At 42.1% G+C, this 16,917-nt stretch carries 16 protein-coding genes; 7 read left to right on the top strand and 9 right to left on the bottom strand.

The features are described from left to right. The 5 genes from VFW36_RS10730 to VFW36_RS10710 form a co-directional block, all read right to left on the bottom strand. A partial coding sequence (locus tag VFW36_RS10730; RefSeq protein ID WP_329658811.1) for a hypothetical protein occupies nucleotides 1–247 on the bottom strand: 247 nt, incomplete at its 3' end. After that, the gene (locus VFW36_RS10725; protein WP_329658810.1) at nucleotides 244–522 is read right to left on the bottom strand and encodes a hypothetical protein; all 279 of its coding nucleotides are present in this window, start codon (nucleotides 520–522) and stop codon (nucleotides 244–246) included. The genes VFW36_RS10725 and VFW36_RS10730, both read right to left, overlap by 4 nt. Nucleotides 523–532: 10 nt before the next feature. Further along, nucleotides 533–730 (bottom strand): CCE_0567 family metalloprotein, encoded by a 198-nt coding sequence (locus VFW36_RS10720; protein WP_329658809.1) that lies wholly within the window; start codon nucleotides 728–730, stop codon nucleotides 533–535. Between the two features lie 62 nt (nucleotides 731–792). Beyond that, nucleotides 793–3,411: a PAS domain S-box protein gene (locus tag VFW36_RS10715; protein ID WP_329658808.1), complete on the bottom strand. Its 2,619-nt coding sequence runs from the start codon at nucleotides 3,409–3,411 to the stop codon at nucleotides 793–795. A 144-nt stretch (nucleotides 3,412–3,555) separates the two neighbouring features. Then, a complete protein-coding gene (locus tag VFW36_RS10710) occupies nucleotides 3,556–4,773 on the bottom strand; it encodes an EAL and HDOD domain-containing protein (RefSeq protein ID WP_329658807.1) in 1,218 nt (405 codons plus the stop codon). A gap of 268 nt (nucleotides 4,774–5,041) precedes the next feature. On the opposite strand from VFW36_RS10710, the gene VFW36_RS10705 reads away from it, so the two are divergent. Continuing rightward, nucleotides 5,042–6,733, top strand: coding sequence for a methyl-accepting chemotaxis protein (locus VFW36_RS10705; protein WP_329658806.1), 1,692 nt, complete (start codon nucleotides 5,042–5,044; stop codon nucleotides 6,731–6,733). Between the two features lie 14 nt (nucleotides 6,734–6,747). On the opposite strand, the gene VFW36_RS10700 is transcribed toward VFW36_RS10705, so the two are convergent. The 4 genes from VFW36_RS10700 to VFW36_RS10685 all read right to left on the bottom strand — a co-directional run bounded on the left by VFW36_RS10700 (nucleotide 6,748) and on the right by VFW36_RS10685 (nucleotide 13,059). After that, nucleotides 6,748–7,575, bottom strand: a complete 828-nt coding sequence (locus tag VFW36_RS10700; RefSeq protein ID WP_329658805.1) for a GNAT family N-acetyltransferase — start codon at nucleotides 7,573–7,575, stop codon at nucleotides 6,748–6,750. Further along, a complete protein-coding gene (gene nifV, locus VFW36_RS10695; RefSeq protein ID WP_329658804.1) occupies nucleotides 7,566–8,681 on the bottom strand; it encodes a homocitrate synthase in 1,116 nt (371 codons plus the stop codon). The genes VFW36_RS10700 and nifV overlap by 10 nt, the downstream gene beginning before the upstream one ends. An 11-nt stretch (nucleotides 8,682–8,692) precedes the next feature. After that, nucleotides 8,693–10,108, bottom strand: a complete 1,416-nt coding sequence (gene nifB / locus VFW36_RS10690; RefSeq protein WP_329658803.1) for a nitrogenase cofactor biosynthesis protein NifB — start codon at nucleotides 10,106–10,108, stop codon at nucleotides 8,693–8,695. 164 nt (nucleotides 10,109–10,272) lie between these two features. Then, complete coding sequence (locus VFW36_RS10685; protein ID WP_329658802.1) at nucleotides 10,273–13,059, bottom strand: sensor domain-containing phosphodiesterase; 2,787 nt, start codon at nucleotides 13,057–13,059, stop codon at nucleotides 10,273–10,275. A gap of 144 nt (nucleotides 13,060–13,203) precedes the next feature. On the opposite strand from VFW36_RS10685, the gene VFW36_RS10680 reads away from it, so the two are divergent. The 6 genes from VFW36_RS10680 to VFW36_RS10655 form a co-directional block, all read left to right on the top strand. After that, the gene (locus tag VFW36_RS10680; protein ID WP_329658801.1) at nucleotides 13,204–13,647 is read left to right on the top strand and encodes a hypothetical protein; all 444 of its coding nucleotides are present in this window, start codon (nucleotides 13,204–13,206) and stop codon (nucleotides 13,645–13,647) included. Next, nucleotides 13,610–14,116, top strand: a complete 507-nt coding sequence (locus VFW36_RS10675; protein ID WP_329658800.1) for a hypothetical protein — start codon at nucleotides 13,610–13,612, stop codon at nucleotides 14,114–14,116. The genes VFW36_RS10680 and VFW36_RS10675 overlap by 38 nt, the downstream gene beginning before the upstream one ends. Nucleotides 14,117–14,242: 126 nt before the next feature. Further along, on the top strand, nucleotides 14,243–14,800 hold the full coding sequence (locus tag VFW36_RS10670; RefSeq protein ID WP_329658799.1) for a PAS domain-containing protein: 558 nt from the start codon (nucleotides 14,243–14,245) through the stop codon (nucleotides 14,798–14,800). 122 nt (nucleotides 14,801–14,922) lie between these two features. Beyond that, the gene (locus tag VFW36_RS10665) at nucleotides 14,923–15,753 is read left to right on the top strand and encodes an SIR2 family protein (RefSeq protein ID WP_329658798.1); all 831 of its coding nucleotides are present in this window, start codon (nucleotides 14,923–14,925) and stop codon (nucleotides 15,751–15,753) included. Nucleotides 15,754–15,765: 12 nt separating this feature from the next. Then, complete coding sequence (locus VFW36_RS10660) at nucleotides 15,766–16,362, top strand: ATP-dependent Clp protease proteolytic subunit (protein ID WP_329658797.1); 597 nt, start codon at nucleotides 15,766–15,768, stop codon at nucleotides 16,360–16,362. Beyond that, a partial coding sequence (locus tag VFW36_RS10655) for a ClpX C4-type zinc finger protein (RefSeq protein ID WP_329658796.1) occupies nucleotides 16,362–16,917 on the top strand: 556 nt, incomplete at its 3' end. The genes VFW36_RS10660 and VFW36_RS10655, both read left to right, overlap by 1 nt.

Below are 16,917 nucleotides of genomic sequence, written 5' to 3'. Positions count from 1 at the left end.
CATCCTCGATTATCCCGACATATTCACCTATCGCGGTAGAGACGAGTTTCTGGATGGTAGCCATAGCGATAACCCTCTCCTCTTCTTGCGCAACCAGAACAATCGCACTCTCAGTATCGAGTAAAAGTTTTAATCCGCGAGATTGTTTTTCCGTGTCAATCGTGAAATCATCTTCGATAGCAAAAAGCTCACCGAGCAAACGTGCCATATCTGAAATATCCTCATACGAAGCACGTCGAATATTCATCGTCCTGTTTTCATCCTCTCTAGTATCTCACCCAGTTTATCGTGGCGAAGTTGAATCAGACGCTCTATCTCTTCATAATCAAACGTACCGAAATAGGACATGTCAAAAAGCCGCAGAAGGGCTGCACGACAACAGCTCTTGTCACACCCCGTGACCAATTTTTTCGCTTTTTTATAAGGGAGAGAAGTTTCTTGAAAAATTTTTATGGCATCGGCAACGTTTTTGTTACCGCATTCACAAATTTCAAGAGCTAAAATTTCTTCTTTGGTTGCCATCATTCACCCCTTAGAGGGAGTGCTCTGCTTTGTATTTGTTTGCTGTTTCAACCGCATCGTACAACTTTTGAGCTAACTGCGGCATTTTAACATGATTTGTCCAAACGGTGTCTTCGACAATATCGTGGATTTCAGAAGCTATTTCGACGGCTAGTCGTTTGAGCTTCGCCAACTCTTTTTTGTGATCAGCTTCGGTCATTTCAGACATAGAATATCCTTTTTGAATATTCTATGCATTTTTTATTCAATTGCAATAATTTACGATTGTGTTTATACTTCTCTATCCTGCATCCGGTCTCGAATGGCCAAGAACTGATCCAAATGTTCAAAAAACAGATCGATCATGGTCGGATCGAACTGTTTTCCCCTCTCTTCCCTAAACAACTCTAAAATCTTCTCCAACGGCCATGCCGCTTTATAGATACGATCATGTCCCAAGGCATCAAATACATCAGCAACAGCCGTAATACGACCGTAGATCGGAATCTCTTCAGCGATCAACCCTCTTGGGTATCCCTTTCCGTCCCAGCGTTCATGATGGGTATAGGCAACGACTGCCGATGCTTTTAATATCTCTCTTTGAGAATGTTTCAATAGCTCATATCCGATTTCCGCATGGGTTTTGATAAGATCAAACTCTTCGGGGGTAATACGTCCCGGTTTGTTGAGAATATGATCCGGAATCCCCACTTTACCGATGTCATGCATCGGGGATGCCTCTTTGAGCAGTGTCGCATCCTCTTCACTCAAACCGATTAGTTTAGCAAGCAGATAAGAGTATTCAGCGACCCGTTTGACATGCAGTCCCGTCTCTAAAGAACGGGTCTCACCTATCATTCCCATTGTTGTGACGATCTCTCTTTGGGTATCGATAATCTCTTTGTTTAGATTGACAATCTCGGTAACATCATGCATAATCTGAATAGTTTCGATGACATTTCCGGGAAGATCACTAACGGGATAAAAAAAGTTTTCAGTAACATATTCGTCTCCGTTTTTGGCAATATTGGTCATCTTTTTATGCACTGTTTTTTTCTGTAATAGCTGCGCATGTATCTGTTTACATATCCCTTCCTGTCGATGTTTCTCATGCCTAAATGCTTCACAATTTCGTCCAATCAGTTCTTTCGTTTCAAATCCGCTCAATAGACAAAATTTTTCATTTACACTGGTAATCAAATTTTCCGTATCCGTTTTAATAATCGCCGTGGTCGAATTAATCGCCTCTTCGTACTGCGCTGCATAGTGACGATGCTCTTCGAAATTTTTGCTTGTGGTATCGAGATCGTATTTGAGAGCGAGCTTATACTCTTCAAGTTCCGTCACGTCGATACGAATGGAGACATACTCTTTAAATGAGCCATCATAATTGTAAATAGGGGTTATTTGGGTGACAACGTAATAGTGTTCACCATTTTTCCGTCGATTCTTGAGTAACCCTTTCCATATCATGCCGCATTGAATCATTTGCCACATTTGTGCGAACACCTCTTTAGGTGTGTCCGGTGAGCGAATAATATTATGAGGAGAGCCTATCAGCTCTTCTCTACTGTATCCTGAAATAATTTCAAAATTTTTGTTGACATCCTGAATAATCCCCTTATCATCCGTGATGGAAAAAATAGAGGCCTCCTTGATGGCATTTTTAAATTGTTCTAAGTAATTAATGTTTCGATCGAGATCTTCCGACGTTTTAGTAACCAGAGTGGTAAGTGCTTTAATGGCAATTTCTTGCTGATTCTTTTCTCTATTTATCGGATTTATCGTTAAAAGGTCGTTGAGGGGGTTTTCGGACAAAACGGCTATTGTCGTCGTCATATTCAAAAGAGCATTGCGGCACGTATGCGCATCGTGAAAAAATTCGCCGTAGGTCATAAACCCCGTAGTCGGAGCTATTTGGTCTAAAATGGAGAGTTCATCTTTGTAGTATTTCCCCAAAATTTGCCGTCTTGCTCCGCAACTGTAGACGTAAATTGCCTCTTTTTTATGGTTAAATTGTCGAGAGAGAATTTGATGATTTAGTTTTTCAATATGTTCAATATTTGCATATCCGAATTTCACACTCGTCCCCTCAGAGATACCTCCGGCAAAAGTGATAGATCCGCTCTCTTTGTCAAAAGAGACGACAGCTCTAGCGACGTCAATATCACCGATTTTAAAAATCAGACCAAACTCGTTCCAAAATTTTAAAATATTTTCAGCAACATCGTCCCCCAGATAGTGGGCATAAAGTGCCAATGGGCTTTGATGGTTTATCTCATAAACTACATTGCCCGAAGCTTTCGTCACCTCCATTTCCTGACCAATCGTCTGAATATTTAAAAGATGCTCCGTCCTGACTTCAAGAGCGATCGAGGAGAGTGCAGCGACAACAACGTCACAATCATCGACATCAGTCGAAAAAACTTCACAGTGCATGAAAGGAAAATCATTTCCCGAATTTCCTCCCGCAACATTACAATTAGGAAACCGTCTTGCCAACATATCCATAAAAAGTGCCGAATCCAGCCGAAACATATTGGCAAAAACAATCAATAGTTTCGTATCGTCCTTGACGTAATTTTCAGCGAGATCGTCTATGAGTGTTTTAAGATTTTGGGATTTATACCCCACCGCTCTAACGTCAGTGCGTTCAAAAATAGAAAATGAAAGGGTGACATGAGAATCAACAATCATTCCGTGATCTATATTTCCTCCACTTGTTGTCGCAATTAGTGAGGCATGAGGCATAAGTGAACATATTTCGGAACGAATACGATAAAGGGTTTCGTTACTTTGATCTGAACCAAATAACTGTATTAGAACAGATTTTTCTCTTTCCAGATCGTGAAGCGTGCAAAATCGCTCCAATTCGTCATAATTTTGATAGAGATGATTCAGAAGTTTCATGTGACCTCTTCATTAAATTTAATATTTAATTAACGCATTTTAGTTACATATAATTATATGCATTGCTTGGTCACAAATTGGTCATGTATTTTAATAAAAAAGATACTTAAACATGACTATTATTAAAGATGATTGGATACAGGTCTAGCAGGCTTCAATATATATCTTGTACAATTGATTGGTAGAAAGTTTTATTTTTGGAGCGATGTATTCAAGATGTTTTTGCAGTTCTTCCGATCTTTCCAATTTTTCTGAAATAGATAAAAGTTTCCCCAGATACCCTGTACGAAGAAATAGTGCATCAGTCATGGCATCGGAGAGGTTAATTTTTTCGATAATTTCATCCATCGATACTTGTAAATAGGTATCGATCAACGAAAGGCTCCCTACAAAAAATGCTTCGTCGAACAATTGATCATTCCCGTGTATTTTGACCAGCGAACTCATAAAATTTGCCCGAAATTTTGCCGCTTCGACAAGAGATTCGCGAAACGGTTTATCTTCAGATTCCATGTACAAAAATAGTCCAAGCCATGCTCGTACTCTTGCAGGTCCCAGTAAATTAAGAATTTGTTTTATACTGGTGATTTTGTGATTAAAATTAAATTCGGCAGAGTTAATGTATTTGAGGAGCATAAAGGTTAGTTCCGGTGCTTCCATGAATTTTTCGAGAATAGAATCTACATGTGTTTCACTTTGGAGTATATTGATTAACTCGATTGCTTTGGCAACCGAAGGTTCGATTTGTTTACCACTGAGGATCGATGGCTTTTCGAAAAAATAACCTTGAAATAACTCAAAGCCGGCATTTTTATACAGCTCATACATTTCAATCGTTTCAACTTTTTCTGCTAATAGTTTGATCGGATAAGGGCGAAAGAGATTAACAATAGCTTCGAGGCAGGACTTATCCGTAGCAAGAACATCAATTTTAATCACTTCAACATAATCAAAAAGAGGCTTAAAATATTCTATTCGATCTCTTCTGCAATCAAAATCATCCAATGAAAACCGATACCCCATCTCATGAAGTTCTCGGATTCTGTTAATAAGAGTATCTGACATTTGTGTGAACTCTAGAATTTCAAAAACAAATTGATCTTTGGGGAGAGATAAAATGATGTCACTCAACAATGAGGTTTCGTCAACATTGATAAAAGCCGTTTTACCGTTAAGAATCGTAGATGTTCCGATATTATGCATAAGATTGAGAATGACACGCGCTGTTGCTTTTGTATTATCCAGATAACCGGCTTCAAGAGAAGTGATATTGCCACGATAGAGCAGTTCATACGAGACACAGTTACCGTTCGTATCCAAGATCGGCTGTCGTCCGATATACGTATTAGCAGATTCCATCATTTATAAGCCTTTTCACTTTATAACTGATAGATTAGCAAGAAAACGGTCATGTATAGGTCATCTCATATATGACTCAAAATCGCCGTATCAACAATTTTTTTAACAAAAATGGGATAAAACAAGGAAAAAATAGATTAATGTGATACTAAACGGTCACAAATCGGTCATAAATATGTTGCAATATCCAACTTTTTATAAATGAAATTTTTTGTCTCTAAGTACATTATCACAATGACGATGTATTTTATTTAACCATATTGCAATAAATTTGCAACAAACGATTGCTATACTTTTGCAAATTTGTATAAATAAAAGGCAATATAAAGTGTTTCATTCCTTAACAATTAAAACAAGATTATGGTTATTCGCAGTAATTTTTACCGCAGGTTTTTCATTATTCGCACTGATGTCATTTCTTGCCATGAACTCTATCAAAATCAATGGTGATCTTTACCATGAAATTGTTCAGACAAAAGATCTCATTGCCGATGTCCTTCCTCCCCCCGAATATATTATTGAAACTCGATTAGTTAGCTTAGAAATGTTACAGATTAAGAATGCTGATGAACTAGCTACATTGATTAAGACGGTTGAACGGCTAAAAGGCGAATATGAAGATCGACATAAATTCTGGCTAGACAACCTTCATCACGAAAAAATTCGGCCGCTTATGATAGAAAAGGCTTATGTTCCTGCACTTAAATATTATGATATTTTAGAGAAAAAATACATACCGGCCATCAAATCAGGCAATTTGGCATATGCATCTTCATTGGCATCCGGAGAGTTAAAAGAGGTTTACTTTGAGCATCGTAAAGCTGTAGATGAGATTGTTGTATTGTCTAATGAATATTCACTGAGCAATGAAAAGAAAGCTACCGAATTATTAAAATCCGAAACTATAAAACTTTTTATTCTATTTTTTATTATTTTCATGAGTGTTTTGTACATTGTCTATCATTCGATTCAAATTATATTGAATAAAATCAGCTCGATGTCTGTAATGGCAAATGAATTGCATAATGGAAATTTAACCCATCGCATCCCCACAGAAGGAAATGATGAAATTTCAGCTGCTGCATTACATATTAATCAGTCACTGGACAACATGCAAAAAATCATGAAAGATATTAAAAATATTTCTTTCCAAAATGGAGAAACAGCTGCTGAACTAAGCATAACTTCTCTGGATATCGGTAAAAGAATTGAAAAAAATGCTCATGAAATCGTTACTAATCAACATGAATTATCCAACGTAGAAAAAATAATCGAGTCTACTACAGAACAGTCGTTGCAAATGGTAAAAGAGATTGAAAATGCAAATCAAATACTAAAAGAAGCAAAAGAAAAAATAGCTAAGATGGATGAAGATATCCAATTTAGTTCAGAAGCTGAGAGTTCTCTCGCCGAAGATTTGGAACGACTTTCTCAAGAGGCAGTCCAAGTTCAGTCGATTTTGACAATTATAGGAGATATTGCGGATCAAACGAACCTTTTAGCACTAAATGCGGCAATCGAAGCAGCCCGTGCAGGTGAACATGGACGTGGTTTTGCTGTTGTTGCCGATGAAGTACGTAAATTGGCAGAACGAACCCAAAAAAGCTTATTAGAAATCAATTCAACAATTCAAATTATTCTTCAATCTATAAATGATGCCGGAGAAAAAATGGGGATTAACGCTAAATCGATCAGAGCGACTTCTGAATCATCCAAATCCGTTCAAGAGTCAATCACATCAACCGTAGATACAATGTCCAAAGCAAAAGAAAAAGTCGAAATGACATCCAAAGAGTCTGAACGTGCCAAAATAGCTATTAACAATGTATCCGCTCTATTTCAAACGATCAACATCTCTTCGTCTGAAAATGCTATTAGTGTAGAACAAATTGCGGATACATCGAAAAATCTTGATCAAATGAGCAAAGGGCTCAATGCACAATTGAAGCAATTTAGAACGTAACGAATACCGTAGTCTCAAAGCGAAAATGCATAGACATTGTCAAAATTGACATTACGATCTTCTCCATAACACATGTGGAGGAACGTCCCTTTTTTCTGGAAATGGTATTTTTCAAACAGGGAGACCGCTTTGGTATTTCCCATCGGGACATCGGCAAACACTTTTTTCAGCCCTCGAAAATAGAGAACCCCCTGCATCATTTTCTCCGCCTCTTCTTCATAGCCCGCGCGGCATTGCCACGGCCCCAGATAGACACCGCGTGAATTGATGACGCTGGAGTGCTGAAAAGAGTTTGGCAAAGCAAATTTGAGCGAACTGTTACGCTCCATCTCATCCATCATAAAATCCATCCGATCTTCGCCGAATGTCTCCATATCGATCCGTCGAATCGTCGCATCGAAATTTCCGCTGTCGAGCTCTTTGGCCTGAGCATTCGTAAAACTAAACGGAGGAACTTTCCCAACATTGAGGAATCGCCCTACTTCCATAACCGATTTAAACCCATACGCTTGAAAAAACGGCTCCAGTGCCGGATTGGCGTGTAAATAGAGAGAGGGGTGTTCCTCTTTGAGCGCTCCGAACAGTGTAGCGAAAAGACGGCGTCCGATCCCTTGTTTTTGATGGGTCGGTTTCACCATGAAATACTTGATCATCGCCGAGGTTTCAAACTCTATTGCCATCACCGCACCGACCAATACCCCCTCATCATACGCGCCGTAGCACAGATGGGGAGAATGCATCATCATGAGTTTGACGTGATACCCATCGAGGAGCCAGCCCACCTCTTCGGCGATTTTGGTGAGTTCCGCCACATCGGCGTATTTAAGCCATACTATAGACACACCGCATCCTGATAGAGAGATCTGAGTTCATACGTCTCCAAAACCCGTTTACGGGATGTGACGATTTCACGGATTTTAGGGAGCAAATCGCCCAAAATGGAGTTGTCCGCGCTGATCCCCATTCGTGCTAAATGGTAGCGGATCGTTGCACTTCCCGAGTGCTTTCCGATGGGATAAGAGCTTTGCAATCCCACTTCACTCGCTTCATAAGGCTCATATGCATGGGAATCTTTCATCATCCCATCGGCATGAATACCGCTCTCGTGGGCAAATATCCGCTCTCCGATGATAGGGGCATTATGCGCTAAATCGATATTGGCGGCATGGGCAACGCTCTGCACCAACTCCCGCAACTGTATCGGATCGATGGTACGCGCTTCCCCGTAAAGGTGTTTGAGTGCCATCAGAATCTGTTCAAACGAAGCATTTCCAGCCCGCTCGCCCAATCCGATCACGGTGGTGTTCATGCTGATTGCCCCCGCATCGATTCCGCTGAGGGCATTGGCATTGGCAAGTCCGAAATCGTTGTGAGTGTGCATTTCGATCGGGAGGAGATCAAGATCACTCAATGCTTTGATGGAGGTATAGGTTTGTGTCGGTGTCATCACCCCGATAGTGTCGCAATAGCGAAAACGGTGTGCTCCACACTCACGGGCGAGTTCCATCACATCGCGGATAAACTCATGACTTCCGCGAGAACTGTCCTCCCCACCGATACAGATAAAAAGTCCCTCACGCGATGCGGTGCTGACGACTCTCTCGAGCTCTTTTAATACATTTAGTTTGCTCCCCCCAAATTTCACCCCGATCAGCAGATCAGAGATAGGGATAGAGAGATCGACCGCTTTGACACCGCAGGAGAGGGAAGAGTCTAAGTCCTCCATTTTCATCCGATTCCACGTCATCATCCGAGCCTTCAGACCCAAAGCCAAAAGTTCTTTTATATCGTCGCGCTCTTTGACACCCATCGCCGCGATACCGATTTCGAGTTCATCCGCACCGCACGCATCGAGAAGCGTTGCAATATGGAGTTTTTCATCGGTATTGAATGCAACGTAGGGAGCTTGTTCCCCGTCACGCAATGTAGTGTCGTTGATGAGCGCCATAATAGGCTCCTTTAATTGACTTCCATTTCCTCTGGGAGGTTGAAATATTTTCGGGTCGCTTTGAGTACCGATGCTTCGATCGGCTGATACGCATAGCTTTGATCAGCGACAATCCCCGCAGCTGCCAAATCACCTTGCGGACATCCGCCGATTTTCGCCGTAAGGATCAGTTTGATGTCTTTGAGACGATCCAATATCGGTTGAAGCGGATTCGTACCGTCCGGTCCCGCACAGTATTCGGCTTCCACTTTGCGGTGGTGGATAAATCGTATCCCTTTGTCCCCCGCTTCGTAGATCAAGAACTCACGTACGCTTCCAAAGTGTTGGTTAATCATCCCCTCGCCCGCCGTCGTCACCGCAACGAGGATCGTATGACCATCGGAGCTCAGTTCTTCTTTCTCTTTGCGGACACGCTCATTCGCCTGATCGAGGAAGAATCGGAACTCTTCGATTTTCGCCTGAGCCGCTTGGCGTGCTTCGAGATCGTATTTGATTTGAAGCTCGTCGAAGCTGAGCCCCGCAAAAGTATCTTTGGTGAACTCCGCTCCGCGGTCTTCACCGATAAGCCCGACCGCATCGGCGCGGCATTGACGGCAGTGCTGCATGAGTTTCATATCCATACCGCACGCTTCTTGAACCGCCATTTGTTCCTGATCCGTAGCACTCGGTACACCAGCCAATGCAAAGGCAGTCCCGAATTCCGGTTCGGATAGGATCGGCATGATGTTATGCAAGAAAACACCTATCTCTTTGAGTTTTTTGGAGACTTCCGGCAAATGTTTGTCATTGATACCCGGGATAAGAACCGAATTCGCTTTGATCAAAATCCCTTTTTCGACACATTTTTTCATCCCCTCTAGCTGACGTTCGAGGAGAATTTGTGCCGCTTCGCGGCCGTAATAGCGTTTGTTGTTATAGAAAATCCACGGATAAATTTGGCTTCCGATCTCTCCGCTCTCATCGACGCTGTTGATCGTGACGGTGATGTGATCGATATTATGTTCTACCATCTCATCGATATAGGTTGCGAGTTCCAATCCGTTGGTGGAGAGACAGAGTTTCAAATCAGGTGCAAATTTGCGAACCATACCGAATGTGTCAAATGTTTTTTTCGGATTCGCCAACGCATCCCCCGGACCGGCGATACCTAATACACTCATACGCTGAACTTCACCGCCGACGAGGAGCACTTTTTTTGCCGCCTCTTCAGGTGTTAAACGCTCTGACGTAACGCCGGGGCGGGATTCATTCGAACAGTCGTATTTACGGTTACAGTAATTACATTGGATATTGCACGCCGGGGCTACCGCGACGTGAATACGGGCATAATGGTGGTGGGCACCCTCTGAATAGCATGGATGATTATGAATCTTCTCTTTGATGTCATCGGGCATAAAAGCTTCGTTACCGCTTGAGGAACAGCTCATCTTAAACTCCTTAGTAAAAAATCCAATGATTCAATCGCCTCATCCAGCATGCAACCATTTTCTTGTAGGAGTTAATGCAAAGTGTGTTCTATCGGTTTAAAAAGAGAAATTTGACAAAAAGCGACGTTTTTGTAGGAGTTTTAACGGTAGTGTAGAATATGAGATTAGAGTGTAGGTTTCGGGATAGAGAAGAGATACCCCTGTGAATGATCGATCCCGAGTTCTATCAGCTTGGCAAATACAGCCTCATCTTCGACAAATTCGGCAATCGTTTTAATCCCTTTTCGATGGGCAAAGAAGAGGATACTCTCTACCGTAAAGAGGTGATCTTGGTCTGTGTTGATGTTTTTAATCAGTGAGCCGTCAATTTTAATAAAATCAACGTCCAGTTTGCTCAGATAGCTGAAATTTGAATATCCGCTGCCGAAATCATCAATCGCGATCTTGCACCCGAACTGTTTTACGCTCTGGATAAAATCGACCACCTCTTCATAATTGACAATCCCCTCGGTTTCCACAATCTCAAAAATAACCCGATTCGCGGCAGATGAGGACTCCAATATTTGATACAAATATTCCCTTGTCTCATCCGATACAATATCCTGCACCGTAAGATTAATCGAAAACTCGTAACTGTTTTGTTCAAACATCGAAAATGTTTTTTGGATCATAATACGGGTCAATTTGTCATAGAGTTTTGATTTTTTCGCATGTTCTAAAAACCAAAACGGGCTTAGAACGGAACCATCATGTTCCACTAGCCGTATCAATGCCTCGTATTTAACAATTTGACGGGTTTTATTATCGACTATCCCTTGGAAATAAGGGACAATTCGATCTTCTTCGATGGCAGATTTGATTTTATTAACCATCCAGATATTGTTACGGGTTTTTTCAGTCAATGCCGTGTTATCATTGAAAAAAATCAACTTTTCTTGCAGCTCTTTCGCCTCTTTGAGTGCCATATGAGCAAGATTATAGACATCCGAGTAGGTTGCATGGGCGACTCCGCCGGAGACATTGATGGAGATGTCGTATCCTGCAATATTGTATTTGAAATTTTCAAGCTTGTTGATGTGGTCTATCGCGTGATCTCGCAGTTCATCGTCAAATGTTCTATCGACACAAATAATCGCAAATTCATCTCCGCTGATCCGATACAACTGAGAGTGTACCGTCGTATCGATCAACCGAGAGGCAAACAGTTTTAAGAGTTCATCTCCGATCTGATAGCCGAAATAATCGTTGATCGTCGAGAATCGGTCGATATTGACCAGCATAAGGATCACCTCATCTCCGCTGTTTTCCAAATCATTCAGCAGTGCCGTCCGATTTTTCAAATGGGTCAACGGGTCTTTGAGCTGACGCTGAATAATCTCATCTTTTTTGATCAATTCACTGACATCTTTACGCGCGGAGATGTACTCGACTATTTTCCCCTCATCGTCAAATATAGGGGCGATAACCGATTTGACGTAATACTCATTCCCATCTTTCGTCTTGTTCTTAAAGGTATTTTTCCATACTTTGCCCGCTTTGATCGTTTTCCATAAATCTTTAAAAAGCGTTTTAGAGTTATCGGGATGTCGCCCGATATTATGTGACTTTCCGATCAACTCTTCACGGCTAAATCCCGAAACTTTGCAAAACTCGTCATTAACGTAGGTAATAATCCCTTTTTTGTTTGTTTTTGAGACGATAGAGCTCTCATCCAATACCATTTTGTATTGGTCGAGCATCTTAATGTTATCATCCAATTCATGTTGTGTTACATTCACTAAATGGGTCAAAGATTTCAACATTGTATGACGATGTTCATCTGCCTCTCTTGATGTATCACTTGCTGAGATTAAAACATCGTTCTCACTTAACGAGAGAGTTGTTGTTGTTATATTGAGAAGCTGATTACCGCTAGGAGAGTGGAAAAACTCCCCAAATGTAAAAAACCCTGCCGTTGGCGCGATATCATTAATAAGAGTAAACTCATAATTTAGCTGTTCTTTGAAAAACAGTTTTCGAACTGAACACGAATAGATATACGTAGCTTCCACAGGAGAAGAAGCGACTTTATCACGAATATCTACTGCATGATCTAATATCTCGTCAACATTACCGATCGCAAAGCGAACTTTTTCTCCGATCGTAAAATGACCTGCATAGATAAAAGCATTATCTTCTGTTTTGCCTATAATATCACGTGCGATTCGAATACCATCCTTAATCTTTATCAGAGGAAATTCAATCGTATTGCTCATACCTCGTTTAAAGACTTCCGCACCTAAATAGTGTTTATAAATATCCATAACAGGTCGATTATCAATCTCATAAATAATATTTTTATCTGCTTTCGTTACCGTCATCTCTTTACCGACAGATGTCCAGTTTAATGAGTAAGCATTATGAACATGAAGTACATCACTGTCCAAAACAGCAATAACAACACCTTCATCATAGATTGTATTGTCTTTCATGATATGAGTACGGCTAAACGTCAAATCATCTCCCGCATTTCCACCGGCAATGATAAGACTGTCACATACCGAAGTAAATCCGTTTAAAAAAGATTCCGAATCTCCATGTAACCCTTCGCCGAAAGCGATACAGACTTTGCTACGCGGATTCACCATCTCCCCTGCGGCCAAAACACCGTTTTCAAAATCGGTCATCGGGAAATAGCGACTTTTTACATCCGTCGCATCAAAAAGAGAAAAAGCGATAACGATCTCACGCGAACTCATAGTCCCGTTCATGATTTCACCCGCTGTCGTAGCTCCGATAATTACCGCATTAGGAAGCTTAAGATAGAGCGTATCAAGTATCGATTGAAGAAGGGAAATATCCATATTTCCGCTAAAAAGTTGGATAAAAATCGAATACGAAGCAGGAATATCGGTATCGATGAAAGAGGAGAGCTGCTGGTGATCAACATAACGGTAGTTTATGAGCCGCATTTTCTCTCCTTTTCGTAAAAGTATCTTATTTTAGTCTATTTTTCCTAAATTACAATGCAACTCAAATTCTATCCCTTTTTTTAGCCGTCTATTTTCCATCAGAACAAAAAATGCATTATCTATTACATAATTAGGAGTGTGTTCATGATCGTTGCTATTCCACTGGATCCGAAAGAGCGTGTTTACCATAACAACCCATGTTCCTGCACCATGTTCTCTTTGTATGAAGTGAGCGGGAATCGTAAAGACATCCGATACCGTCACATGGAGACCAAACTCAATCCTTGGCAAAAATATTCAGGGAATATGGTGAATGACCCGAAAATGATGTCGTGCGAATGCGAAAGCACGTTAGCCAAAGATCCTTATCATATCAGTGAGCACTATGCCCTCCTTGAAGTGATCGGAAAATGCAATACCCTCATCGTCGATCAATATTGTCTAAACACCTTATTTGCGATGAAAAATGTCGGTATCAAACTTCATAAAGTCCCCCCGTTTGTCAAAACGGCGGAAGAGGCCCTCAACCATTTCATCATAGGAGCAGAAATTGCAGATCACTTACGATACATCCACCCTGCATCTTGAAGATATGCCGCTCGATGTCGGCTATGCATCCGAACGGGTCGATCTGAAAAGCAGCACAGAAGAAAAATTTGCCATCGGCGGGCAAAACGGCTCGACACAGCTCCTTATCTCCGTCCCTTTTATCGATGAAGCGCTAGTCGCTCAGCTTAATGAACTCAATTCTTTGCTCTACATCAATGCCCTCGGAGGGATCACAAAAGCGCTTATTGTTGCCAATGATACCCATACGCTCCCCGTCGTAGAAGAGTGGCTGAGCGGATATGATTATGACGAAGCGTTCGGAGACTTTTACGGTGTCCGTCTCAGCAACAAAGAGCTCGCCAAATCACTCTTTATCCTCTCCAAAGACGGTGCCGTGTTTTACCATGAAGTGCTATGTGATCCCAGCATACCCTTTAGTATCGATAAAGCACTTCTAAAAGTTGCCGCTGCGCAAAACTGCTACACGGGCAAAGGGTGTCATTCCTAAAGGCGATCAATAGGATCAATTTGTACCCAATAGTCAAAGAATTTGTGTTTTTTATGACCGGAATATGACTCTCATAATGCTATTATTTTATAATTAAGATAAATATTATTAAAGGTAATAGTAATCATGGGGCAAACTTCTAAAGAAATCTATGTTGATCCAAAAAAAATGATTATCAGCCGCACCGATCTCAAAGGTATTATCGAATACGCCAACAAAGATTTTATGGACATTTCCGGTTATTCATTGGAAGAGTTAATCAATTCCCCTCATAATATCGTCCGACATCCCGATATGCCGGCAGTCATATTTAGACTTATGTGGAAACGGATACAACTGAGCCAAGATATTTTTGCCATTGTCAAAAACAGATCCAAAAACGGAAACTATTACTGGGTCACGACTAAATTCGATATTCGGAGAAATCCATTGGATAATAAAGTCACCGGATATATCGCTTATCGCCAAGGTGCCGATAAAAAACTGGTCTCAGAAATAACCGAGCTCTACAACGAGTTACTTTTGATTGAAAATGCAAGCGGAATAGATGCATCCGAAAAATATCTCATCGGGTTTTTAGAAACAAAAAATATGACGTATGATCAATACATTGATCACATTGTCGGAAAAGGGGGACTTTTTAAATCCTTTTTCAAAAAAATGGCAAGCGCCTTCGGGAACTAAAGACATTTTTGTCCCTTTTCACCCCACGCCCCTTACAATCCTACAAATAAGACTAATTTACTCCTATTTATAACAAGAACGCAAAATGCAATAGTTTGACCAAAGCTCCACAAGGGATCATAATGGACACACTATTTGAAACGATAAAAAAAGAGTTACGTAACCAAACCACGATCCCCTACTTCGGTTTGGGGGTGTTTGAGGGGATTATCACCAAAGAAGGCGAAGCCGTCCCTCATGACAGTGATTCGCTCATATTGGCGATGAACGGAGGACGTGCAATGTCACCGCGCCTCATGTTCGAATACTCCCGTGCCGCGATGCATTTGGAACAGCGCCGAGGGGTTGAGTACATGACACAGCTCATCAACCACATCTACACCAAGCCCTTCGAGCCGACACCGCTTCATAAAGCGATCGTAGATATGTCTCCACGCTATATCATCGATACCAACCGCGATACGAAACTCCAAGAGCTTCTCGCCTACACACCTCACTGCCTTATCATCGGAAAATCGCGCATCATGGGGAACGATTACCGCTATGAAGTGTACGAATACGATGTCGAAAACCAAAAGTACTTTTTGGTGGATGAAGAGGTACTCGAAACCGCCCAAAAAATCCTCTTCAAGCCGATGGGTTCCCCTCTGCCGAATCCGAGCTTCGTCATCAGTGACGCCGACTATGTCGACTGGCTTACCGAAGCGATGGGGGGATTTGCGGTTCCGAAAATCCTCAAAACCTACCGAAAAACGAAAAAATACCTCTTTTTGGGAACCTCATTTGACCGCGATACCGACCGTATGGTTGCCAACGAACTCTCCCTCGATCTTGAAGGGGGCTACGTCATCACCGACAAAGAGCTGGGTAAAAAAGAGAAAAAGTTCATTGAAAAACACAACCTCGAAGTGATCCCGATGTCACTTGTCGAATTCATCAAAGCATTTGTCTAAAAGGAGATTTTCATGCCGTTTATTCCAACCGTCAAAGATGTTTCACCGCGTGGAGAACGTTATTTCGATCTCTTCTCCAAACTCCTCGGAGACCGTGTTATCGTTATCACCGAAGCGATTGACGATCATATGATGGGAGTTATCGTTTCACAACTCCTCTACCTCGAAGCGATGGACCCTGAAGAGCCGATCCACATGTACATCAGCTCCCCCGGCGGCTCGGTGATGGCGGGGTTGGCGATACTTGATACGATGAATCTCATCAATGCACCTGTGCATACCTACGCTATGGGACTGGTTGCGTCGATGGCGGCGGTGCTGTTCACTTGCGGCGAAAAAGGGAATCGTTACATGCTCCCCAACGCCGAAGTGATGATCCATCAACCCCTCGGAGGGTATTCGGGTCAGGCGAGCGACATCGAGATCCACACCAAACATATCCTTAACCTCAAACGCCGACTGTATGTGATCCTCGCAGAGGCGACGGGTAAAAGTACCAAAGTGATCGAAAAAGAGTCCGACCGTGACAACTATATGGAAGCCTCCGAAGCGATTGCATTCGGTCTTGCCGATACGATCCTCACTAAATTCACGCCGAAGGATGTCTGATGAGTACTGAAAAATCGTGTTCATTTTGTGGGAGAAAGCAAAGTGAAGTGAAAAAAATGTTCTCCTCGGAGACGACCCATATCTGTAACGAGTGTGTCACCACCTGCTCAGCAATCCTCCAAAAAGAGGTACGTTACGAGCAACGCTCCGCGATGCAGCAACAGCTCCCGACCCCTGAGAAAATCGTCGAATTTTTGGACAAATATATTATCGGTCAGTATGATGCGAAAAAAGTGCTCGCCGTCGCCCTCTATAACCACTATAAACGGATCGAGAATCCGGTCTATAACAACGTCGAATTGGAAAAATCCAACATCATGCTCGTAGGACCGACGGGAAGCGGTAAAACCTTGCTCGCCAAATCGCTCTCTAAAATCATGCAAGTCCCCTTTGCCGTTGCCGATGCGACAGCCCTCACTGAAGCGGGGTATGTCGGTGAAGACGTCGAGAGTATCCTCAGCCGCCTCCTCGCCGCCGCGAACTACGACATCGAACTCGCGCAACGGGGAATCATCTACATCGACGAAGTGGACAAAATAGCCCGCAAAGGGGAAA

Source organism: Sulfuricurvum sp., assembly GCF_036279695.1.
In the GTDB taxonomy this organism is placed as follows: domain Bacteria; phylum Campylobacterota; class Campylobacteria; order Campylobacterales; family Sulfurimonadaceae; genus Sulfuricurvum.
This window is presented reverse-complemented; position numbering and strand designations above follow the sequence as displayed.